The following is a 20640-nucleotide window of genomic DNA, read 5'->3' as shown; positions in this document are numbered from 1 at the left end:
CCGGGGGCCTAGTCCGTCACGGCGCCCTTCGAGGCGCTGCTGACCAGCTTCGCGAACTTGGCCAGCACGCCGCGCGTGTAGCGCGGTGATGGTGGCTGCCAGCCCTCGCGCCGGCGTGCCAGCTCCTCGTCGGCGACGTTGAGCTGCAGCAGCAGCTTGTGTGCGTCGATGGTGATGCTGTCACCCTCCTGCACCAGCGCGATGTTTCCGCCGACGAAGGCTTCGGGTGCTACGTGGCCAACGACCATGCCCCAGGTGCCGCCGGAGAAGCGGCCGTCGGTGATCAGCCCCACGCTCTCGCCGAGCCCCTTGCCGATCAGCGCCGCCGTCGGTGCCAGCATCTCGCGCATGCCCGGGCCGCCCTTCGGGCCCTCGTAGCGAATGACGAGCACGTCGCCCGGCCGGATGCGGTCGGCCATGATCGCCGCCATGCATTCGTCCTCGGAGTCGAACACCCGCGCCGGGCCGGTGATGACCGGATTCTTCAGGCCGGTGATCTTGGCCACCGCCCCCTCGGGGGCGAGGTTGCCCTTGAGCACGGCCAGATGGCCCTGCGCGTAGAGCGGCTTGTCGAACGGGCGGATCACATCCTGGTCGGCGCGCGGCGTGGCCGGCACGTCCTCGAGCGCCTCGGCCATCGTGCGTCCGGTGATCGTCAGCGCGTCGCCGTGCAGCAGGCCGTTGGCGAGCAGCATCTTGAGCACCTGCGGCACGCCGCCGGCGCGATGCAGGTCCACGGCCACGTACTTGCCGGAGGGCTTGAGATCGCACAGCACTGGCGTGCGCAGGCGGATCGCCTCGATGTCCTCGATCGTGAACGGCACCTGCGCGGCATGTGCGATCGCCAGGAAGTGCAGCACCGCATTGGTCGAGCCGCCGGTGGCCATCACCAGCGCGATCGCGTTCTCGATCGCCTTGCGCGTGACGATGTCGCGCGGCTTGAGGTCGCGGCGGATCGCATCGACCAGCACCCGTGCCGACTCGGCGGCGGAGTCCGCCTTCTCCGGGTCCGGCGAAGCCATCTGGCTCGAACCGAGCAGCGACATGCCCAGCGCCTCGAAGGCGCTCGACATCGTGTTCGCGGTGTACATGCCGCCGCAGGCGCCGACGCTCGGACAGGCATTGCGCTCGATGCCGTCGAAATCCTCCTGCGACATCTTGCCCGCCTGGAACGCGCCGACAGCCTCGAACGAGGAAACGATCGTCAGCGGCACGCCTTTCCAGTTGCCCGGCTTGATCGTGCCGGCATAGACGAAGACCGCCGGAACGTTCAGGCGCAGCATGCCGATCATGGCGCCCGGCATGTTCTTGTCGCAGCCGCCGACGACGAGCAGGCCGTCCATGCACTGCGACGACGCGGCCGTTTCGATGCCGTCGGCAATCACCTCGCGCGACACCAGCGAGAACTTCATGCCCTCGGTCCCCATCGAGATGCCGTCGGTGACGGTCGGGATGCCGAAGACCTGCGGCATGCCCCCGGCGGCGCGGATGCCGGCGGCAGCGCGATCGGCCAGCGGCTGGATGCCGGCATTGCAGGGGTTCATCGTCGAGTGCGCGTTGGCGACGCCGACGATGGGCTTGTCGAAGTCGGTATCGGTAAAGCCGACCGCACGCAGCATCGCGCGGTTGGGCGAGCGCTGCACGCCCGCGGTGATGGTCCTGGATCGACGGTTCAGCGGCTCGGACATGATGGTGTGGCGCGAGGCGGGACTTTGGGGGCCGCTATTGTACGCAGCGCCGCCGCAGCTGCTGCAGGAAAAGTGCCAGCATCAACACCCATGCGTTCCAGACGCCACCGTCGGCGCTGCTCTGATCGCGTGGCGCGTCGAAACCCAGCTGCCCGTCCGGCGCCGCCTGCAGGCTGTAGCGGCAGGGCTGGTTCTCCACGCTGCCGCAGGCCGGCGCCGCGCCCGCCGACAACGGCACCGATTCGGGAGCCGGTGCACGCCCGAACACCAGGCGCGTCGGCGTCTGCGGCCCCACATGCACGCTGACCGCCGTCGGCAGGGGGTTGAGCGCAAGCTGACGGAACCCGGAAAAGCCCAGCGGTGCCTCGATGTACAGCCGCAAGGCGGAGCCGGCGCGAAAGCTGTGCGCCACCGGCATCAGCTCGACGCGCAGCGGCGTGATCTCGCCGGGCTCCAGCGGCTGCAGGTCCGCCTCGCGGTGCGTGTGCAGCGGCAACCTCGGTGTGGAACGTTCGACGTCGAGCGCACGGTGCGAAGCGCGCAACCAGCCGCGCTGCACGAACATCTCGCGACCATCCGGGCGAACCTCGACCAGCGTCACCTGCACGTCGACGTCGAGCGCCGGTGCCGAGATCCACAGATCGGCGCTGGCCGGGCCATAGACGCGCAGTTCGTCGACCAGTACCGGCGTCGTCAGCGCCACGGAGCCGCCGGGAATCACCGGCAGCAGATAGGTCAGCTGTGTCGGGTTCGGCACCAGCACGGCAGTCAGCGTGCTCGGTGCCGGCAAGGGGTAGAGATAGCCGAACGTCGCCTCGGCGTCCGGACGTTCGGGCCGCAAGCTGCCGTCCGCCTGTGCGTGCAGCGTCAGCGTCTCGGGCTGCAGCGGCCAGCGGTCGTAGGTCTCGATGGTCGCGGGCTCGAAATCGGTCGAGAAGCCCTTCCAGATCTGCAGCCGCGGGGCCTCGAAGTCCTGCGGGCGGCCACCACGCAGGAAGTGCTCGAGAAAGTCCGCCGCCAGATCGCGAAAGCGCGCACTGTTGACGATCGTGCCGTGCGCCCCATTGGTGCCGAGCATCCAGGTGCGCGCCGGATCGAGGCGCTCGAAGGCATGCCAGGCGCGCGAACCGAGTTGCTCGTCCTGCCAGCCGACCTGGCCGAGCACCGGCACGTCGATGCGCTCGAACAGCGCCGGACTCAGGAATTTCTCGTAGCGCTCGTCACTGTCGGTATACGGAATGCTTGCCGCCTCGACCACGGTGACATGCCGCGGATCGTTCTGCCCGAGGATGGCGGTACCGCAGTGCGTGTCGCCCTGCAGCGTCTCGAACAGCGAGAACGGCGTGCCGACGTTCTGCATCAGCGTCCACGCGCCGGCAAACGTCAGGTTGAACAGCCCACCGGGATAGGCGACGTCGCGGTACAGCTCGCCGAGCGGCACCATCGGCAGGATCGCGCGCAGGGCCGGTGGGCGCTGCACGGCGGTCACCAGCGACAGGATCGCCGGGAACGAGACGCCGGCCATCGCGACATTGCCGTCGCTCCAGGCCTGCCGGGCGATCCAGTCGACGACTTCTGCGCCGTCCGGTCCCCAGCGCAGTTCGAACGGCACCCACACGCCTTCCGAGCAGCCGGTGCCGCGCAGGCTGACACCGATCACGGCGATGCCCCGCTCGAGCAGCATCGGACCGATGCCGCCGAAGCTGATGTCGTAAGGGTTGTTGCCGGCGTTGTAACCGGAGTAGACCAGCGTCACCGGGAACGGCCCCTCGCCCGCCGGCAGATACAGCGAGTAGCGCAGCTGCGTGCCGTCTGACAGCGGCAGGTAGCCACTGCTCGCGACCTGCGCCCGTGCGCCCGACGACAGCAGCGCCAGCAGCAGACACAGGCCGCCGACGACGGCGCGCAGCCCCCTTCGTGGATCGACGCTCATTGCTCCCCCGACCGGCGATTGTTTCCCGCCAGTCTACGCGCCCCGCGTCGGCAGCTTAGAACCCCGTCGGCTGGATCGAGCGCAACACGTCCACGTCGGTCTGCTGGGCATAGAGCTGGCAGGTGGTGCCGCGCCAGCGGGCCAGCTGGATGCGATCGGTCTTCGGGTCGACCGCGAAGTAGGTCAGGCAGTCCGGATCGGACGCCGCGGCATACATCCGGTTCAGCGCCGGATCGTCGACACCCGCCGGCTTGCCGATGCGCTGCGTATAGATGTCGAAACGCATGCCGTTCGATGCCGTGAGCTGTCGCGCCGGCGGCCCCCAGGACAACCACAGCGCCGATGCGGTACTGCCGACCCAGGTCTCGATCACGCGGGTGTGATACGCCTTCTCGACCGGCGGCACGGCCGCGCAGCCCGCCGCCATGCCCGCGGCCAGCAAGATCCCCAACGCCCTAGAATGCCTCATCTTCTGCTCTCCCGTCTTTTTTCTGTCCGGCCTCGCGGCCTGACGCGACTCTACGATCTGCCCCGCCGGGTCACTGAGAACTGCATCGCAGGCCGCCGCGCTCACCTGCGGTTCAGTGCGCGCGCCGCAGACTGCAACCTGCCCATGACGGGCGATGCGTTCCAGGGAAGGAACATGAACCTGTGTACCCGGTTGACCGGCGCCTGCGCCGTCACCCTGCTGATGGCGGCCTGCGCGGACAGCGAACCGGTCGGCGACTTGGTGCCGACGCAATGGGTCGAACTCAAGGCCGGCCTGGAGCAGGCACTCCCGGCCGATGCGACCGGCTACGTCTTCGGCCTCATCGACGGCGACCGCATCGCCGTGCGAACCGCCGGCGGCGATCTCCGGATCGACAGCATCGTGCCGATCGCCTCCGCCACCAAGGCGCCTTCGGCCGCGGCGATCCTGACCCTGGTCGATGCCGAACAGCTCGACCTCGACCGCCCGGTGGCCGACTACCTCGGCGACGTCGTCGACTGGCCGGCACTCAAGCAGCCCATCACCATGCGCATGCTGCTGAACCACACGTCCGGCCTCGCGCCGGAGCCCGGGTGCCTCGACGAGAACGTGACGACGACCCTGGTGGAATGCGTCCAGCAGATCGCCGATGCGCCACTGCGCTTCACGCCCGGCAGGCAGTTCCAGTATGGCGGCGGCAGCTATCAGGTGGCGGGGCTGGTCGCGGAACGGATCAGCGGCAAGCCCTGGGAGCGCTTCTTCGCCACGGCACTCGGCGAGCCTCTGGGGCTGCGCGACTACCATTTTCTCGGCGACGCCAATCCGCGGATCGCCGGCGGCGCGGTTTCGAGTCTCGACGACTATCTGCGCATCCTGCAGATGTTCATGAACGACGGGGTCCACGGCGGCCGGCGACTGTTGTCCGAAGAGATGGTGGCGCTGATCCGCAGCGACCAGATCGCCGGACTGCAGAAACGCGGCACCCCGCTCGATCGCGACCTGTATCCCGGCTATGCCTTCGGCTGGTGGTTCTCCGATCCGGCGCTGCACCCCGGCAGCCCGGGCCCGGAGTTCAGCGACCCCGGCGCCCTCGGCACCGTGCCGTGGATCGATCTCGGTCGCGACTACGGTGCCGTCGTGCTGCTGGTCGACGGCCCCCAGGCCGGGCTCGACCTGTGGAACACGCTGCGACCGCTGATCCTCCGGGGCCTCGACGAGGCCCCGGCCTGAGCCCCAGGAGCCTGGACGGTAGAAACGCAGGCGGCTGCGGCTTCGCCGTTTCGGTCATCTTCCGCACTGCTTCTCGGCCAATAGAACCCGCTATTGGCCTCAAACCAGCGCGAAACCTGCCTCGAAACCGCTTTGCCTCGCCTGCCAGCCTCCTACCGCCCAGACTCCTAGCTTCATCCCTTCGGCTGCGACACGATGCGAAGGTAGGGCTTGAGTTCCTTCCAGCCCTGCGGGAACAGCTTGCCCGCATCCTCGTTGCTGACCGCCGGCACGATGATGACGTCCTCGCCGGCCTTCCAGTTCACCGGCGTGGCGACCTTGTAGCCGTCGGTGAGCTGCAGCGAGTCGATCACGCGCAGGATCTCGTCGAAGTTGCGGCCGGTGCTCGCCGGATAGGTGATCGTCAGCCGCACCTTCTTGTTCGGATCGATGACGAACACGCTGCGCACCGTGAAGCGGTCCGAAGCGTTCGGATGGATCATCCCGTACAGGTTCGAGACCTTGAAGTCCGGATCGGCGATCAGCGGAAAGTTCAGGGCAGCGCCCTGGGTTTCCTCGATGTCCTTGCTCCAACCGTGATGGTCCTCGAGCCTGTCGACCGACAGGCCGATGGCCTTGACGTTGCGCGCGTCGAAAGCCGGCTTGAGCTTCGCCGTGTAGCCGAGCTCGGTGGTGCACACCGGCGTGTAGTTCTTCGGGTGGCTGAACAGCACGCCCCAGGCATCGCCGAGCCACTCGTGGAAACGGATGCGGCCTTCGGTGGTGTCGGCCTCGAAGTCGGGGGCGGTGTCGCCGAGTCTCAGGCTCATGTCAGCGCTCCTTGCTCTGGTGGGACGCATAGGATGCGCCGACGCCGACGAAGTTCAAGGCATATCGACAGAACCGCTCGCCTGCGGCCGCGGCCGGGTGCGGCGTGCGACGCGTGCCGACAGCCCGGCGGCGGCGATCGCCAGCGAGACGATGAAACCCCACCACACGCCGAACGGTCCGGTCGACGTGCGGAACGAGAGCCACCACGCCAGCGGCAGGCCGACGATCCAGTACGCGGATACGGTGATGAGCATCGGCACCCGTGTGTCCTTGACGCCGCGCAGGGCGCCGTTGGCAGTCGCCTGGATGCAGTCGAAGATCTGGAACACCGCGGCGAAGTACAGGAACTGCACGGCCAGCGGCGTCACCGCCGCGGCGTCGGTGTACAGGCCGACGATGGTCGCCGGCATCGTCGCCATGACGCTGGCGGAGAACAGTGCGAAACAGGCACCGATGGCGATGCCGGCGTGGCCGCGCAGGCGCACCGCCGCGGCGTCGCCGGCTCCGGCGGCCAGGCCGACGCGCACCGTCGTCGCGAAGCCGACCGACAGCGGCACCATGAACGACAGCGCGGCGAAGTTGATCGCGACCTGGTGCGCAGCGACGGTATCCGCACCGAAGCGCGCCATCATCAGCGCGCCGATGTTGAACATCCACGACTCGGCCGTGACGATGAGCATGATCGGCAGACCCAGCCGCAGGATCTCGCCGATGTCCTCGCCCAGCCGGGGCACCTCGGCACGGAACACGCCGAGCGCCCGCAGTGTCGCGATCCGCCGGTACTGCCCCGCATAGACCAGCACCATCGTCGCTGCCGCGAGCACCGTCGCCCAGGCGCAGCCCTCCGGCCCCATCTGCGGGAACCCGAGCCGGCCGTACATCAGCAGCCAGTCGAACAGCACGTTGACGAAGAGTCCGGCCAGGCCGGCCAGCAGTGCGACCCGCGTCAGGCCGTGTGCCTCGGCGGTGTTGCGCGCAACGAAGCACAGGCACAGCGGCATCGCCGACCACGACGCTGCAAGGATGTAGTCGTGCGCGTAGCCGCGCGTCGGTTCGCCGAGCGCCAGCCAGTCGAGCACCGGATCGGCGGCCAGCCGCATGCCCGCCATCCACAGCAGGCCGAGCAACACCGAGAACGCCAGTGCCGCACGCACGAAAGCGCCGGTCTCCCCGGCGCTGCGCCCGGCACCGATGCGCTGCGCGACGATCGGCGAGCAGGCCATCAGAATGCCCATGAAGACCATGAACGCGAGAAACCACACGTTCGCTCCCACCGCGACCGCGGCGAGGCCTTCCGCGGAGTAGCGGCCGGCCATGATCGTGTCCGCCGTACCCATGCCCATGAAGGTGACCTGGGTGGCGATGATCGGTGCCGCGAGGCGCAGGTTGGCGCGCGCTTCCAGACGCAGCGCCGGCATGATCGGACGGGACATGGCAGCAGTATCGGCAGGTGATCTCCCGCGTCCGGCGCGGGACAGGACGGCACACACGGGACCCGGCCGTCATCGGGGCGCGCATTATGCAGACGCCTCGCCGCAGCGTCACGGGCGCACAATCGTCGGCAGCCGGACGCCGCCCGTCCGCCCGCGTCCGCCGAAGGCGCTTCATGAGTCCACGATGATTCCGGTTCCACGGACTACGACCATGCTGCGCATCTACGACGACGCTCACCTCCGCCGCCGCTTCACGCTCAAGCGCACCCAGATGCTGATGCTGTTCGCCGGCGGAGCCGCCAGTGGACTGTGGCTGGCGCACGACGGCATCGCGCTGGCCGATGCCGCGACAGCGGCGCCCGCTCCGCTTGCGCCGATGGTGGCGCGCTGGTGCGGCGACGACACGCCCGGTGGACTGCGTCTGGACTGCGGGCTGAGCCTGCCGCAGCCGGCGGACGCCGCGAGCCGCTGACTCAGGCGCTCTGCGCCAGCAGGCGCGCGTTGCCGCCGATCGCCGCGGTGTTCACCGTGAGCGTGCGCTCGGCAACGAAACGCAGCAGGTAGTGCGGCCCGCCGGCCTTGGGCCCGGTACCGGACAGGCCCTCGCCGCCGAAGGGCTGCACGCCGACCACCGCGCCGGTCATGCCGCGGTTGACGTAGCAGTTGCCGACGCGTGCCAGCTGCTGCACGCGCCGCCACGTGGTCTCGATGCGGGAATGCACGCCCAGCGTCAGGCCGTAGCCGCTGGCGTTGATCTCGTCGATCACCCGATCGAGCGCGCGGGCGTCGAAACGGATCACGTGCAGCATGGCACCGAAGTATTCGCCGTCGAGCCGGCCGAGCCGGTCGATCTCGATCGCGCAGGGTGCGAACCAGGTGCCGTGAGCACCGTCGGCCGGCGCTTCGAGCCGCTCGATCACCCGACAACCCTGCCGCACCAGGTCGTCGGCATGCGTGGCCAGGCGCTGCTGCGCAGCGGCATCGATCACCGGACCGACATCGGTGCGCAGCCACGCCGGGTCGCCGACGACCAGTTCGCGCATCGCACCGCGCAACATCGTCAGTGTCCTGTCGGCGATCTCGTTCTGCAGGTACAGCACGCGCAGCGCCGAGCAGCGCTGACCGGCGGAGCCGAAAGCCGAGGCCAGCGTGTCCTTGACCACCTGCTCGGGCAACGCCGACGAATCGACAATCATCGCGTTCTGCCCCCCGGTCTCGGCGATCAGGGTCGCGATCGGGCCGCTGCGCGCCGCCAGCGTGCGGTTGATCGCCTGCGCCACCTCGACCGAGCCGGTGAACACCACACCGGCGATACGCGGGTCGGCCACCAGCGACGCGCCGAGATCGCCGGCACCGAGCACCAGTTGCAGCGCACCGCGCGGCACACCGCAATCGTGCAGCAACTGCACCATGCGCCACGCGATCAGGTTGGTCTGCTCCGCGGGCTTGGCGATCACGGCGTTGCCGGTGACCAGCGCCGCGGCCACCTGGCCGGTGAAGATCGCCAGGGGAAAGTTCCACGGCGAGATGCAGACGAACACCCCCTTGCCATGGAGCTGGAGTTCGTTGTGCTCGCCGGTCGGGCCCGGCATCACCTCGGCGCGTGCCATCAGCCGCCGCGCCTGCACCGCGTAGTAGCGCAGGAAGTCGACAGCCTCGCGCACCTCGGTCACCGCATCGGGAGCGGTCTTGCCGGCTTCGCGGATCGCCAGGCGCATGAAGCCGGCCATGTCCGACTCGAGCCGGTCGGCGGCACGCTCGAGCATCGCCGCGCGCTTGCCGACGCCCTGTGCGTTCCATGCCGCTTGCGCAGCCAGCGCCGCGCCGACCACGTCGGTAACGCGCGCCGACGGCAGCGGCGTCCACGTACCGAGCACGCGGCGGCGATCGGCGGGAGAGCAGACCGGCTGCCGCGGAGCGTCGCCGACGGCATCGTCGACGACGATCGATCGCACGTCGGGCGCCGGCGCGGCCCGCGACAGCGCCGGGCGCAGCGCCGCCGTGGCCTGCTCGTCCGCCAGATTCAGGCCCAGGGAATTGCGCCGCGTGGCTCCGTAGAGTTCCACCGGCATCGGCAGGTTGGGACTGGATTTCACCGGCAGCGCGGCCACCGCCGCGACCGGGTCCTCGACCAGCTGCTCAGCCGGAACCTGCTCGTCGAAGATGCGGTTGACGAACGACGTGTTCGCGCCGTTCTCGAGCAGTCTGCGCACCAGGTAGGGCAGCAGATCCTCGTGCAAGCCCACCGGCGCGTAGACGCGACAGGGCACCGGCAAATCCTCGCCGACGACGTCGTACAAGGCCTCGCCCATGCCGTGCAGGCGCTGGAATTCGTAGCCGCCGCGGCTGTGCAGGCCGGCGCCGTCGGCGTCGCCGGCGAAGGCGCAGACCGCAGCCACCGTGTGCGCGTTGTGCGTCGCGAGCATCGGGTAGAACAGGTCGCGCGCGGCCAGCAGACGGCGCGCGCAGGCCAGGTAGGCGACGTCGGTGTTCGCCTTGCGGGTGAACACCGGATAACCGGGCAGGCCCTGCTCCTGGGCGCGCTTGATCTCGGTGTCCCAGTAGGCGCCCTTGACCAGGCGCACGGGCAGACGACAGCCCACGCGCCGTGCCAGCGCCTCGAGCCATTCGATCACGTAGAGCCCGCGCTTCTGGAAGGCCTGCACGGCCAGGCCCAGGCCCTCCCAGCCGTGGAGGGCCGCGTCGCCGCGGACCTGCTCGAAGATATCGAGCGACAACTCCAGACGGTCGGCCTCCTCGGCGTCGACGGTCAGGCCGACGTTCTGCGCCCGCGCCAGCATGGCCAGCTCGTGCAGGCGCGGCGTCAGCTCGGCGAGCACGCGGGCGCGCTGCGCGAACTCGTAGCGCGGATGCAGCGCCGACAGCTTCACCGAGATGCCGGGACGACGGAAGACGTCCGCGGGCGGGGACGCGGCGTCGCGTCCGATCGCGACGATCGCGTCGCGATAGGCGCTGAGGTAGCGTTCGGCGTCGCCCGCGGTCAGCGCGGCCTCGCCGAGCATGTCGAAGGAGTGCAGGTAGCGCCGATGCGCCCGGCTGTGCGACTCGCGCAGCGCCTCGCCGATGTCGCGGCCCATGACGAACTGCGAACCCATCATCCGCATCGCCTGGCGGATCGCCAGCCGGATCACCGGCTCGGTCGAGCGCCCGATCAGCCGGTTGATCGCCGTGCGGAAGTTGCCGGTCAGTTCGGGCGAGAGCCTGACGATGCGGCCGGTCAGCATCAGCCCCCACGTCGAGGCGTTGACGAACAGCGAATCGCTTTCGCCCAGATGCGCCTCCCAGTCGGCCTGCGCGAGCTTGTCGGCGATCAGCTTCTCGGCGGTGTCGTCATCCGGAATCCGCAGCAGGGCCTCGGCGAGACACATCAGCAGCACGCCCTCCTCGGAGGACAGGTCGTACTGCTGCATGAAGGCGTCGAGCGGCGAACGCTGCTCGCGCAGGCGCCGCACCCGCGTCACCCAGTCCGCAGCGCGGTCGACCACCGCGCGAGCCTGCGCCTCGGGCAGTTCGGCAATCGACAGCAGGCGGTTGACCAGCTGCGCTTCGTCCGCCAGCCAGTGCGCACTGATGGCCGCGCGCAGCGGCTCGCGCGCCGGCGGCGGCCCGGCATACAGCACACCCTCGTCGCTCACGGGAGTCTCCGGCAGACGACCGAGCCGGCATTCTAGGCCGCGCCCTGCCGGCCTCCCTGAGGAGGTTTCCTCTGTCGCCGCGGCTCAGACGAGTCCCAGGTTCGCTGCCTTGAGCGCCGCCTCGGCGCGGGTGGAGACACCGAGCTTGCGATACACCGACTTGATGTAGCCCGCCGTGGTGTTGCGCGTGATACCGAGCATGTCCGCCACCTCGGGCATGCGCATGCCCTTGGCGATCAGGGTCAGGACCTCGCGCTCGCGCGGCGAAAGCACACCCTCCTCCGACATCGCGTCCTGCTGCGCCTCGGTGGGGCCGAAGGCCGTGAGCATGCGCTGCGCGACGAGCGAGGACAGCGGCGGTTCGCCGTCGGCAATGCTCTTGAGCGCCCGCCGCACCTTGGTGTCCGGCTCGTCCTTCAGCAGATAGCCCTGCACGCCCGCGCGCAGCGCCGCGAACAGGTGCTCGTCGTCGGCATAGATCGTCGTCACCACGCGCAGGCAGTCGGGAAAGTTCTGCGCGGCGTAGCGCAGCAACTCGACGCCGGAGCCGTCCGGCAGACCCAGATCGACCAGCACGAGGTCGGGTCCGTACATGGTCATCTTGCGCCGGCCTTCCTGGACCGAGGCCGCGACGTAGATGTCGCAGGCGAACACGTCCTGCAGCAGCCCCGACAGCCACGCAGCCGCCGATGTCACGTCCTCGACCACCAACGCCCGTTCGATGCGCTTCATCCCATCCCCCCGGCCGTCGCCGACTCGAGTGACGACAGCGGCACCAGCAGCGCCACCTTGACGCCGCCTGCGGGCTCCTCGGTCCACTGCAGCGTTCCGCCCAGCGCCACCGCCCGTTCGCGCATGCCCAGCGTGCCGGTACCGGTGGCCGATGCGCGCAGCGGTCCGCCGCCGTCGTTGGCGATCGCGAACATCAGCATGGCGTTCTCGCAGGCGATGTGGACACGGATCTCCCGGGCGCGCCCGTGGCGGATGGCGTTGGTCACGGCTTCACGCATGATGCGGAACAGGTTCAGTGCCGAGAAGCTCGTGACCGGCACGTCCGGCGTGGCGATCTGCTGCCACGCCAGCTGCACGCCGAGCGCCTCGAGGCGCTGCTCCATCTCGTCGCGAATCTGCGCGAGAACTTCGAGCAGCGTACCCGGAGGACGCCGCGAACGCGACACGATGTCGCGCAGATCGTAGATCACCGAGCGCACGAGGTCGGCCTGGCGCACATCGTTGACCGTGTGCAGCAGGGCCAGCAGCTTCACGCCGATGTCGTCATGCAGGTCGCGAAAGATCTTCGCGCGCTCCTGCGCAGCGATGCGCTCGCGCTCGGCGGGATCAGGCGGCGCGGGCACGGCCTCGCGCCGACGCCGGAAGCGCGCGAACCAGTCCGCCCAGCGGCCGGGCGAAGCCTGCGTCGGATGCGAAGAGGACATGCCTGCGCGATCCTGCGGTCTGCGTGGAGAAGAACGCCGCAAGCCTAGCAGCCTTGCCGACCGCGCCGGCACAATGCCGGCCATGACGGTTGCCCTCGCCCTGGTCATCTGCCCCCCCGACAGCGCCGATGCGCTGGCGTCGGCGTTGGTCGAGGCCGGCGTCGCCGCCTGCGTCAACATCGTCCCTCAGATCCGCTCGGTCTATCGCTGGCAGGGCGCGGTGTGCCGCGACGACGAGGCCCTGCTCCTGATCAAGCATCGCGCGGACCGCTTCGACGCGCTCCGCGATGCGGTGCTGGCCCGGCATCCCTACGAACTTCCGGAGATCGTCGCGGTCGACCTGGACCGCGGCCACGCGGCCTATCTCGACTGGGTCGTGCGCTCGACGACCTGACAGCCCATCCCGACCTTCATGCGACAGACCCTGCTCGTCCTTTTGCTGGCCCTGTGTGCCGGCAGCGCCGGTTACCTGGCTTACCGCCTGCTCGGCCCCGGCTCCTCCCCGCTGATCGGTCAGCCCGCGCCGAATCTGGTCTTCGTCGACGCCCAGCAGCGCGAGCACCGTCTCGAAGCCATGCGCGGCCAGTGGGTTCTGATCAACTTCTGGGCGTCGTGGTGCGCCCCATGCATGGACGAGCTGCCGCTGCTGGTCGAAGCGCAGGCCCGCTACGCCGCGCGTGGCCTGCGCATTCTCGGTCCGGCGCTGGACGACGCCGCGGCGGTCGCGCCCATCGTGCAGCGCTTCCGTCTCAACTACCCGGTGATGGCGGATTTCGCGGCCGCGGACCAGGCGATGCAGGCCCTCGGCAACACCCGCGGCGCCCTGCCCTACACGGTCCTGGTCGATCCCGAGGGACGCATCGCCGAGGTCGTGCTCGGCGGCCTGTCACGCGCCGCGCTGGAAACCCTGATTACCTCCCACCTGGGCGCCTGAACGGTATCGCTCCCTCCGCTGTGCGAGCAATCCGACAAAACTTGCCCTGATCTGCAGTCAACTGCACGCATCTTGTGTTCTTTCGGACGCGTCGGGCAGAATGAGGGAAACCCCCTGCCGAGCGCCTGCTTGAGCCACCTGCTGCTCATCAACGGTCCCAACCTGAATCTGCTCGGGACCCGCGAGCCGGCCGTCTACGGCAGTCGGACGCTGCCCGAGATCGAGCAGGCCCTGTGCGAGCAGGCCCGCACGCTCGGCCACGACCTCGCCTGTTTCCAGAGCAACCACGAAGGCGAGCTGGTCGACCGCGTGCAGCAGGCGCGCACCGAAGAGGTCGCCTTCATCCTGCTCAATCCCGGCGCGTATACGCACACCAGCGTCGCCCTGCGCGATGCCTTGCTGGGCACGGCCATCCCGTTCATCGAGGTACACCTGTCGAACGTCCACGCCCGCGAGGCGTTCCGCCGGCACTCGTACTTCTCCGACATCGCAGCCGGCGTCATCGTCGGCTGCGGCCCCCTGGGGTACCGGCTGGCGCTGCTGGCCGCTCACGAAAGACTGGCGCCGGCCGCAGGCTGACGCCCCCACCGCACTCGCAAGGGACACCATGGATCTTCGCAAGATCAAGACGCTGATCGAACTCGTCGAACAGAGCGGCATCTCGGAACTGGAAGTGCGCGAGGGCGAGGAGTCGGTCCGCATCAGCCGCCAGTCCGCGCCGGTCGCGATGCCGCCGGTGCAGTACGCGCCGCCACCGGCTGCCGTTGCGCCGCCCCCGGCGGCGGCCCCGGCTGCCGCCGCGCCCAAGGCCGCGGAGGCGTCGAAGCCCGACACCCGCCACGTCGTGCGCGCACCGATGGTCGGCACCTTCTATCGCGCGCCGTCGCCCGGCGCGAAGGCCTTCGTCGAGGTCGGCCAGACGGTCAAGTCCGGACAGGTGCTGTGCATCATCGAGGCGATGAAGATGCTCAACCAGATCGAGTCGGACAAGGCCGGTGTCGTCGTCGAGATCCTCGTCGATAACGAAAGTCCGGTGGAGTTCGACCAGCCGCTGTTCGTGATCGAGTGACGCGGCGACCTGCCTGCGAACGATGAAACAGATCAAGAAAGTCCTCATCGCCAACCGCGGCGAGATCGCGCTGCGCATCCTGCGCAGCTGCCGCGAGCTGGGCATCAAGACCGTCGCGGTCTATTCCACGGCCGACCGCGAGCAGAAGCATGTCGCCTTCGCCGACGAGGCCGTCTGCATCGGCCCGCCGCAGGCCGGACGCAGCTACCTGAACATGGCGGCGATCATCTCCGCTGCGGAGGTGACGCAGGCCGACGCGATCCATCCGGGTTACGGCTTTTTGTCGGAGAACGCGGATTTCGCCGAATCGGTGGAGCGCTCGGGCTTCATCTTCATCGGGCCCAATCCGGAGACGATCCGGCTGATGGGGTCCAAGACCAACGCGAAGGCCGAGATGATCGCCGCCGGCGTGCCCTGCGTCCCCGGCTCCGAGGGGGTGCTGCCGGACGACGAGCAGGTCTGCGTCGATACCGCCACGCAGGTCGGCTATCCGGTACTGATCAAGGCCGCGGCCGGTGGCGGCGGCCGCGGTATGCACGTCGTGCGCGAACCCGGCGAGCTGATCAACAAGATCCAGCTCGCGCGCAGCGAGGCGCTCGCGGCGTTCCGCGACGGCTCGGTGTTCATGGAGAAGTACCTGGAAACCCCACGGCACGTGGAGATCCAGGTGCTCGCCGACGGCCAAGGCAATGCGATCCACCTCGGCGAGCGCGACTGCTCGATGCAGCGGCGCAACCAGAAGGTCGTCGAGGAGTCTCTGGCCCCCGGCGTCACCGCCGAGCAGCGCGCGCAGATCGGCGCGCTCTGCGTCGAGGCCTGCAAGCGCATCGGCTACCGCGGCGCCGGCACCTTCGAGTTTCTCTACGAGAACGGGCAGTTCTACTTCATCGAGATGAACACCCGCATCCAGGTCGAGCACCCGGTGACCGAGATGGTCACCAGCGTCGACTTGATCGGCGAGATGATCCGCATCGCCGACGGCCAGCCGCTGCGGCTGACGCAGGACGACATCCAGTTCCGCGGACATGCGATCGAGTGCCGCATCAACGCCGAGAACCCGCGGACCTTCGTGCCCTCGCCCGGCGAGATCCGCAAGTACCACGCGCCGGGCGGCCCCGGCATCCGTCTCGATTCGCATTGCTACGCCGGCTACAAGGTGCCGCCGCACTACGACTCGATGATCGGCAAGCTCATCGCCTGGGGCGCGACGCGCGAGATCGCCATCGCACGCATGCGCCAGGCGCTCGCGGAAATGGTGATCGAGGGCATCCACACCAACATCGAGCTGCAGCGCCGGATCATGGCCGACGAAGTCTTCGGCGCCGGCACACATCACATCCACTACCTGGAAAAGATGCTGCAGAAGTGGGCGGAGGAGTGAGGGTGTTCCCTCTCCCCTCGCGGGAGAGGGTGGTCAGCAGGATCGGGAGGGGATGACGATATGGCCGATCCCGTCCACGACACACTCAAGCACCGCTTCGGCTTCGACGCGTTCCGCCCCGGGCAGGAAGCCGTCGTGCGCGATGCGCTGGCCGGCCGCGACCTGCTCGCGATCATGCCGACCGGCGGTGGCAAGTCGCTGTGCTTCCAGCTGCCGGCACTGCTGCGCGAGGGCGTCACGCTGGTCGTGTCGCCGCTGATCGCGCTGATGCAGGATCAGGTGCGGCTGCTCGACGGCATGGGCATTGCCGCGACCTTCCTCAACTCCACGCTCGATGCCGGCGAGACGGCGCGACGCCAGCAGGCCCTGCTCGATGGAAAGACCACACTGCTGTACGTCGCCCCCGAGCGCCTGCTACTCGCCGACTTTCTCGGCGGTTTTCTCGCGACCCTCGCCGAACGCGTCGGGCTGTCGGCGCTGGTCGTCGACGAGGCGCACTGCGTCTCGGAATGGGGACATGACTTCCGCCCCGAATACCGCCAGCTCGCCACGGTGCGCGAGCGCTTCGGCGGTCTGCCGTGCTGGGCGTTCACCGCGACCGCCACCGAACGCGTGCGCCGCGACATCGTCGCGCAACTCACCCTGCGCGAAGCCGCGGTCCACGTCGCCAGCTTCAACCGGCCGAATCTCTACTACGCGGTGCGCCACAAGGACCGCCACAGCTATCGCGAGCTGCTCGAACAGGCGCGCAGCGGCGGCTCGGGCATCGTCTACTGCCTGTCGCGCAAGCGCGTCGAGGAACTCGCCGTCAAGCTGCGCGACGACGGCGTTGATGCCCTGCCCTACCACGCGGGCCTCGACGCCGACATGCGCCGCGAGCACCAGGACCGCTACATCCGCGACGACGTGCAGGTGATGGTCGCGACCATCGCCTTCGGCATGGGCATCAACAAGCCGGACGTACGCTGGGTGGTCCACTTCGACCTGCCGCGCACGATCGAGGGCTACTACCAGGAAGCCGGAAGGGCCGGCCGCGACGGCGAAGCCGCGCGGTGCACGCTCTACTTCGGCGCCGGCGACATCCGCACCGCAGAGTTCCTGATCCAGCAGAAGGTCGACCCGCAGACCGGCGAAGCGCTCGAGGACGAGCAGCGGCTCGCACGCCAGCAGCTGCGCCAAGTGCTCGACTACGCGGAATCCAGCGCCTGCCGGCGCAGCATCCAGCTGCGCTACTTCGGCGAGACCTTCACCCCGCCCTGCGGCGCCTGCGACAACTGTGTCGAACCCCGCAACCGCGTCGACCGCACGGTCGCGGCGCAGCAGCTGCTGTCGTGCATCGCGCGCCTCGCACAGCGCAACCAGCGTTTCGGCGGCAGCACCGTCATCGACATCCTGCGCGGCGCCGACACCGAGAAGATCCGCCGCAACGGTCACACGGACCTGTCGACCTACGGCATCGGCCGCGACCTGTCGCAGGACGAATGGCGCGCGGTGCTGCGCACCCTGCTGCACGAGGGACTGGTCGACGAGACCCAGGACGGCTACCCGGTGCTGCGCCTGAATGCGGACAGCCGCAGCGTGCTGCGCGGCGAACGCCGCGTCGAGGTCGCCGAGACGTCGCCGCGACCGGCTGCGGGACGCAAGGGCCGCCGCAGCGACGCCGCTGCCGCGGTCACGCCGGCCGACGAAGCGCTGTTCGAAGCCTTGCGCGCCTTGCGCAAGCAACTCGCCACCGAGGCCGGTGTGCCGCCGTACGTGGTCTTCACCGACGCCTCGCTGCGGGCGATGGCCGAGCTGCGACCGACGACGCTCGACGCCTTTGCCCGCATCCCCGGCGTCGGCGACCGCAAGCTGGCGCAGTACGGCGAGGCGTTCACGATGGCGATCCTCGAGCACGGCGCCTGACACGCCGGTTGCAGGAGCGCCTTCAGGCGCGATCCGGGGCGCTACGTAAAAGAAGAATCGCGCCCGAAGGCGCTCCTACGGGGCCCGTGCCGCACTGACGGGCTGCGCGGCGCCCGCTGGCGCGACGGCAATAGGCCGGCAACGGGCTTCGGCGGATAATCTGCGACGGTCCATTTCCCCGCATCAGGAGCATCCGATGAAACCCCATGGCCGCAAGGTGGCGATTCTGGGCGGCGCGCGCATCCCGTTCGCTCGCTCCAACACCGCGTACTCGACCAAGTCCAACCAGGACATGCTGACCGCCGCGTTCAAGGGCGTGGTCGACAAGTTCCAGCTGCACGGCGAGACGCTCGGCGAGGCCCAGGCCGGCGCGGTGCTCAAGCACTCGCGCGACTTCAACCTGTGCCGCGAGTCGGTGCTCTCGTCGGGCCTGTCGGCGGCGACGCCGGCCTGCGACGTGCAGATGGCCTGCGGCACCGGCCTGCAGGCCGCGATCGGCGTGGCCAACAAGATCGCGCTCGGACAGATCGAGTCCGGCATCGGCGGCGGCGTGGACACGACGTCCGATGCGCCGATCGCCGTCGGCGAGAAGCTGCGCAAGATCCTGCTAGAAGTAAACCGCGCCAAGACCGGCGGGCAGCGCCTCAAGGCACTGGCCAAGTTCCGCCCGTCGATGCTGGCTCCGGCGATCCCGACCAACGGCGAGCCGCGCACCAAGATGAGCATGGGCCAGCACTGCGAGGTCATGGCCAAGGAGTGGAAGATCCGCCGCGAGGACCAAGACCTGCTCGCCTACGAGTCGCACAACAAGGCCGCGGCGGCTTGGGAAGCCGGCTTCTACGACGACCTCGTCGTGCCGTTCTCCGGCCTGTCGCGCGACAACAACCTGCGCCCGGACATCTCGCTGGAGAAGCTGGCGACACTGCAGCCGGTGTTCGACCGCAAGTCCGGCCACGGCACGCTGACGGCCGCCAACTCCACGCCGCTGACCGACGGCGCCTCGGCGGTGCTGCTGGCCTCCGACGACTGGGCGACCTCGCGCGGTCTCAAGCCGCTAGCCTACCTAGCCCACGCCGAGACGGCCGGCGTCGATTTCGCCGGCGCGCAGAAGGAAGGCCTGCTCATGGCGCCGGCCTACGCCGTGCCGCGCCTGCTCGCGCGCGCCGGCCTGACGCTGCAGGACTTCGACTTCTACGAGATCCATGAAGCCTTTGCCGCGCAGGTGCTGTGCACGCTCAAGGCCTGGGAAGATCCGGTGTTCTGCCAGCAGCGCCTGGGGCTCGACAAGCCGCTGGGTTCGATCGACCGCAGCAAGATGAACGTCAAGGGCGGCAGCCTCGCCGCCGGCCACCCGTTCGCCGCCACTGGCGGTCGCATCCTCGCCACGCTGGCCAAGATCATCCACGAGAACGGCGGCGGTCGCGGCCTGATCTCGATCTGCGCCGCCGGCGGCCTGGGCGTGACGGCGATCGTCGAGAGCGCGTAGCCGACATTCGGCGGGACGCGCCGAACCGCGCGCGTCCCGCCGCAGATTTCCGCTAGCATCGGGCGATCTCGCCCGACCGTTCTCCCCATGCTCAAGCGCCTGTCCCTGAGTCCCCAGGAAAGCGGCTTGCTGGCCTTCGTGCTCGCGGTAAAGGTTTTGCTGCTGCTCTACGCCGGCCTCGCCCATGCCGTCATCGAGAACCAGTCGGCGGGGAGTCTTTTCGAGCTGCTCGACTATTGGCGCCGGTGGGATACACCGCACTACCTGCAGATCGCCGCCAAGGGCTATGTCGCCGAAGGTGAGGCGCGCCTGTTCATCGTTTTTTTTCCGATGTATCCGTGGCTGGTGCGAGCGATGGCGTGGCTGGTCGTGGACCACTACATCGCTGCATTGCTGGTCTCGACCCTCGCATCTCTGGCGCTCGCGCTTGCGCTGTACCGCCTCGTCGCGCTCGATTACGGCGCCGATCTCGCCCAGCGGGCCGTCGCGCTGCTGTTCGTTTTTCCGACGAGCTATTTTCTGCACATCGCCTATACCGAGAGCCTGTTTCTGGCGCTCGTCGTCGGCAGCGCTCTGGCGGCCCGGAGCGGGCACTGGAAGACGGCCGGGCTGCTCGGCCTGTTCGCCGCGCTCACGCGCGTCAACGGCGCCCTGCTCACCGCACTGCTCGCGTGTGAGGCGTGGCGGCAATGGCGCGAGAACCGTCTCGCCCTGTATCAAGCCTGGCCGATCCTGCTCGTCCCCACCGGTGTCCTGATCTACCTGGGGGTCAATCACGCCGTATTCGGCGATCCGCTGCACTTTCTCGAAGTCCAGCGCGGGCATTGGCACAAGCGGCTCGCACCTCCCTGGGACGGCTTGCAGGGCGCCTGGGGCTGGGTCCTGCGCGGCGATCCGCCGACGAATCGCTACATGCTCGGTGTCCAGGAGGTGTCGTTCGCTGCGCTGGCCATCGTCATGACGCTGATCAGCGCGTTCAGGCTACGCCCGGCGTATGCGGCGTGGATGGCACTCAACACGCTGCTGTTCCTGTCCACAAACTTCATGCAAAGCGTGCCGCGCTACTGCCTGACCCTTTTTCCAATGATGATCCTGCTGGCCCAGGGCTTTCGCACGCCAATGCAATGGATGGCGTTCTGCGTAGGCAGCACCTTGCTGCTCGCGTTGTTCAGCTTTCAGTTTTCGATGGGCCGGTGGGGATTCTGACGGC

General features: G+C 68.9%; 18 protein-coding genes. 10 read left to right on the top strand and 8 right to left on the bottom strand.

Features of this window, described 5'->3' with window-relative positions:
• Positions 1-8: 8 nt before the first annotated feature.
• The 3 genes from ilvD to C8D93_RS00190 are packed head-to-tail and all read right to left on the bottom strand — an operon-like array spanning position 9 to position 4090.
• Entirely contained in the window at positions 9-1688 is a 1680-nt protein-coding gene (gene ilvD / locus C8D93_RS00200; RefSeq protein ID WP_110263165.1) for a dihydroxy-acid dehydratase, read from the bottom strand.
• A 34-nt stretch (positions 1689-1722) separates the two neighbouring features.
• Positions 1723-3621 carry a CocE/NonD family hydrolase gene (locus C8D93_RS00195; RefSeq protein ID WP_110263164.1) on the bottom strand — a complete coding sequence of 633 codons (1899 nt, stop codon included), beginning with the start codon at positions 3619-3621 and terminating at the stop codon, positions 1723-1725.
• A gap of 55 nt (positions 3622-3676) precedes the next feature.
• Entirely contained in the window at positions 3677-4090 is a 414-nt protein-coding gene (locus C8D93_RS00190; protein WP_146216469.1) for a hypothetical protein, read from the bottom strand.
• Positions 4091-4264: 174 nt separating this feature from the next.
• Between C8D93_RS00190 and C8D93_RS00185 the strand changes: the two genes are divergently transcribed.
• Positions 4265-5320 carry a serine hydrolase domain-containing protein gene (locus C8D93_RS00185; RefSeq protein WP_170123824.1) on the top strand — a complete coding sequence of 352 codons (1056 nt, stop codon included), beginning with the start codon at positions 4265-4267 and terminating at the stop codon, positions 5318-5320.
• A 173-nt stretch (positions 5321-5493) separates the two neighbouring features.
• Here the strand turns inward: C8D93_RS00185 and C8D93_RS00180 are convergent, their stop codons facing one another.
• A complete protein-coding gene (locus C8D93_RS00180) occupies positions 5494-6129 on the bottom strand; it encodes a peroxiredoxin (protein ID WP_110263161.1) in 636 nt (211 codons plus the stop codon).
• A 54-nt stretch (positions 6130-6183) separates the two neighbouring features.
• Entirely contained in the window at positions 6184-7563 is a 1380-nt protein-coding gene (locus C8D93_RS00175; RefSeq protein ID WP_245903765.1) for an MATE family efflux transporter, read from the bottom strand.
• Positions 7564-7774: 211 nt separating this feature from the next.
• Between C8D93_RS00175 and C8D93_RS00170 the strand changes: the two genes are divergently transcribed.
• Complete coding sequence (locus C8D93_RS00170; protein ID WP_110263160.1) at positions 7775-8035, top strand: hypothetical protein; 261 nt, start codon at positions 7775-7777, stop codon at positions 8033-8035.
• Between the two features lies 1 nt (position 8036).
• Here the strand turns inward: C8D93_RS00170 and putA are convergent, their stop codons facing one another.
• From putA to C8D93_RS00155, 3 genes are all read right to left on the bottom strand, one after another.
• The gene (gene putA, locus C8D93_RS00165; protein ID WP_211307126.1) at positions 8037-11219 is read right to left on the bottom strand and encodes a bifunctional proline dehydrogenase/L-glutamate gamma-semialdehyde dehydrogenase PutA; all 3183 of its coding nucleotides are present in this window, start codon (positions 11217-11219) and stop codon (positions 8037-8039) included.
• Positions 11220-11303: 84 nt separating this feature from the next.
• The gene (locus C8D93_RS00160; protein ID WP_110263159.1) at positions 11304-11951 is read right to left on the bottom strand and encodes a response regulator; all 648 of its coding nucleotides are present in this window, start codon (positions 11949-11951) and stop codon (positions 11304-11306) included.
• Positions 11948-12655: a sensor histidine kinase gene (locus tag C8D93_RS00155; RefSeq protein WP_110263158.1), complete on the bottom strand. Its 708-nt coding sequence runs from the start codon at positions 12653-12655 to the stop codon at positions 11948-11950. The genes C8D93_RS00160 and C8D93_RS00155 overlap by 4 nt, the downstream gene beginning before the upstream one ends.
• An 82-nt stretch (positions 12656-12737) precedes the next feature.
• Here C8D93_RS00155 and cutA point away from each other — a divergent pair, with 82 nt between their 5' ends.
• The 8 genes from cutA (at position 12738) to C8D93_RS00115 (ending at position 20636) form a co-directional block, all read left to right on the top strand.
• Positions 12738-13049, top strand: a complete 312-nt coding sequence (gene cutA / locus C8D93_RS00150; protein ID WP_110263788.1) for a divalent-cation tolerance protein CutA — start codon at positions 12738-12740, stop codon at positions 13047-13049.
• Between the two features lie 18 nt (positions 13050-13067).
• The gene (locus C8D93_RS00145) at positions 13068-13589 is read left to right on the top strand and encodes a TlpA family protein disulfide reductase (protein WP_110263157.1); all 522 of its coding nucleotides are present in this window, start codon (positions 13068-13070) and stop codon (positions 13587-13589) included.
• 129 nt (positions 13590-13718) lie between these two features.
• Entirely contained in the window at positions 13719-14168 is a 450-nt protein-coding gene (gene aroQ / locus C8D93_RS00140; protein WP_110263156.1) for a type II 3-dehydroquinate dehydratase, read from the top strand.
• Positions 14169-14196: 28 nt separating this feature from the next.
• Positions 14197-14658: an acetyl-CoA carboxylase biotin carboxyl carrier protein gene (gene accB / locus C8D93_RS00135; protein ID WP_110263155.1), complete on the top strand. Its 462-nt coding sequence runs from the start codon at positions 14197-14199 to the stop codon at positions 14656-14658.
• Between the two features lie 22 nt (positions 14659-14680).
• The gene (gene accC / locus C8D93_RS00130; RefSeq protein ID WP_110263154.1) at positions 14681-16039 is read left to right on the top strand and encodes an acetyl-CoA carboxylase biotin carboxylase subunit; all 1359 of its coding nucleotides are present in this window, start codon (positions 14681-14683) and stop codon (positions 16037-16039) included.
• 60 nt (positions 16040-16099) lie between these two features.
• On the top strand, positions 16100-17944 hold the full coding sequence (gene recQ / locus C8D93_RS00125) for a DNA helicase RecQ (RefSeq protein ID WP_110263153.1): 1845 nt from the start codon (positions 16100-16102) through the stop codon (positions 17942-17944).
• Positions 17945-18140: 196 nt separating this feature from the next.
• Entirely contained in the window at positions 18141-19430 is a 1290-nt protein-coding gene (locus C8D93_RS00120) for an acetyl-CoA C-acetyltransferase (protein WP_110263152.1), read from the top strand.
• 87 nt (positions 19431-19517) lie between these two features.
• The gene (locus C8D93_RS00115) at positions 19518-20636 is read left to right on the top strand and encodes a hypothetical protein (protein ID WP_110263151.1); all 1119 of its coding nucleotides are present in this window, start codon (positions 19518-19520) and stop codon (positions 20634-20636) included.
• Positions 20637-20640 lie beyond the last annotated feature (4 nt).

The organism is Sinimarinibacterium flocculans, assembly GCF_003201205.1.
GTDB classification, from domain to species: domain Bacteria; phylum Pseudomonadota; class Gammaproteobacteria; order Nevskiales; family Nevskiaceae; genus Solimonas; species Solimonas flocculans.
Note: the sequence above shows the minus strand (reverse complement) of the source record. Positions and strands in the feature narration are given on the sequence as shown.

What these genes read in the sequence shown, in the direction of transcription:
- ilvD (WP_110263165.1), bottom strand. Translation starts at nt 1,688, where the DNA reads ATGTCCGAGCCGCTGAACCGTCGATCCAGGACCATCACCGCGGGCGTG.
- C8D93_RS00195 (WP_110263164.1), bottom strand. Translation starts at nt 3,621, where the DNA reads ATGAGCGTCGATCCACGAAGGGGGCTGCGCGCCGTCGTCGGCGGCCTG.
- C8D93_RS00190 (WP_146216469.1), bottom strand. Translation starts at nt 4,090, where the DNA reads ATGAGGCATTCTAGGGCGTTGGGGATCTTGCTGGCCGCGGGCATGGCG.
- C8D93_RS00185 (WP_170123824.1), top strand. Translation starts at nt 4,265, where the DNA reads ATGAACCTGTGTACCCGGTTGACCGGCGCCTGCGCCGTCACCCTGCTG.
- C8D93_RS00180 (WP_110263161.1), bottom strand. Translation starts at nt 6,129, where the DNA reads ATGAGCCTGAGACTCGGCGACACCGCCCCCGACTTCGAGGCCGACACC.
- C8D93_RS00175 (WP_245903765.1), bottom strand. Translation starts at nt 7,563, where the DNA reads ATGTCCCGTCCGATCATGCCGGCGCTGCGTCTGGAAGCGCGCGCCAAC.
- C8D93_RS00170 (WP_110263160.1), top strand. Translation starts at nt 7,775, where the DNA reads ATGCTGCGCATCTACGACGACGCTCACCTCCGCCGCCGCTTCACGCTC.
- C8D93_RS00160 (WP_110263159.1), bottom strand. Translation starts at nt 11,951, where the DNA reads ATGAAGCGCATCGAACGGGCGTTGGTGGTCGAGGACGTGACATCGGCG.
- C8D93_RS00155 (WP_110263158.1), bottom strand. Translation starts at nt 12,655, where the DNA reads ATGTCCTCTTCGCATCCGACGCAGGCTTCGCCCGGCCGCTGGGCGGAC.
- cutA (WP_110263788.1), top strand. Translation starts at nt 12,738, where the DNA reads ATGACGGTTGCCCTCGCCCTGGTCATCTGCCCCCCCGACAGCGCCGAT.
- C8D93_RS00145 (WP_110263157.1), top strand. Translation starts at nt 13,068, where the DNA reads ATGCGACAGACCCTGCTCGTCCTTTTGCTGGCCCTGTGTGCCGGCAGC.
- accB (WP_110263155.1), top strand. Translation starts at nt 14,197, where the DNA reads ATGGATCTTCGCAAGATCAAGACGCTGATCGAACTCGTCGAACAGAGC.
- accC (WP_110263154.1), top strand. Translation starts at nt 14,681, where the DNA reads ATGAAACAGATCAAGAAAGTCCTCATCGCCAACCGCGGCGAGATCGCG.
- recQ (WP_110263153.1), top strand. Translation starts at nt 16,100, where the DNA reads ATGGCCGATCCCGTCCACGACACACTCAAGCACCGCTTCGGCTTCGAC.
- C8D93_RS00120 (WP_110263152.1), top strand. Translation starts at nt 18,141, where the DNA reads ATGAAACCCCATGGCCGCAAGGTGGCGATTCTGGGCGGCGCGCGCATC.
- C8D93_RS00115 (WP_110263151.1), top strand. Translation starts at nt 19,518, where the DNA reads ATGCTCAAGCGCCTGTCCCTGAGTCCCCAGGAAAGCGGCTTGCTGGCC.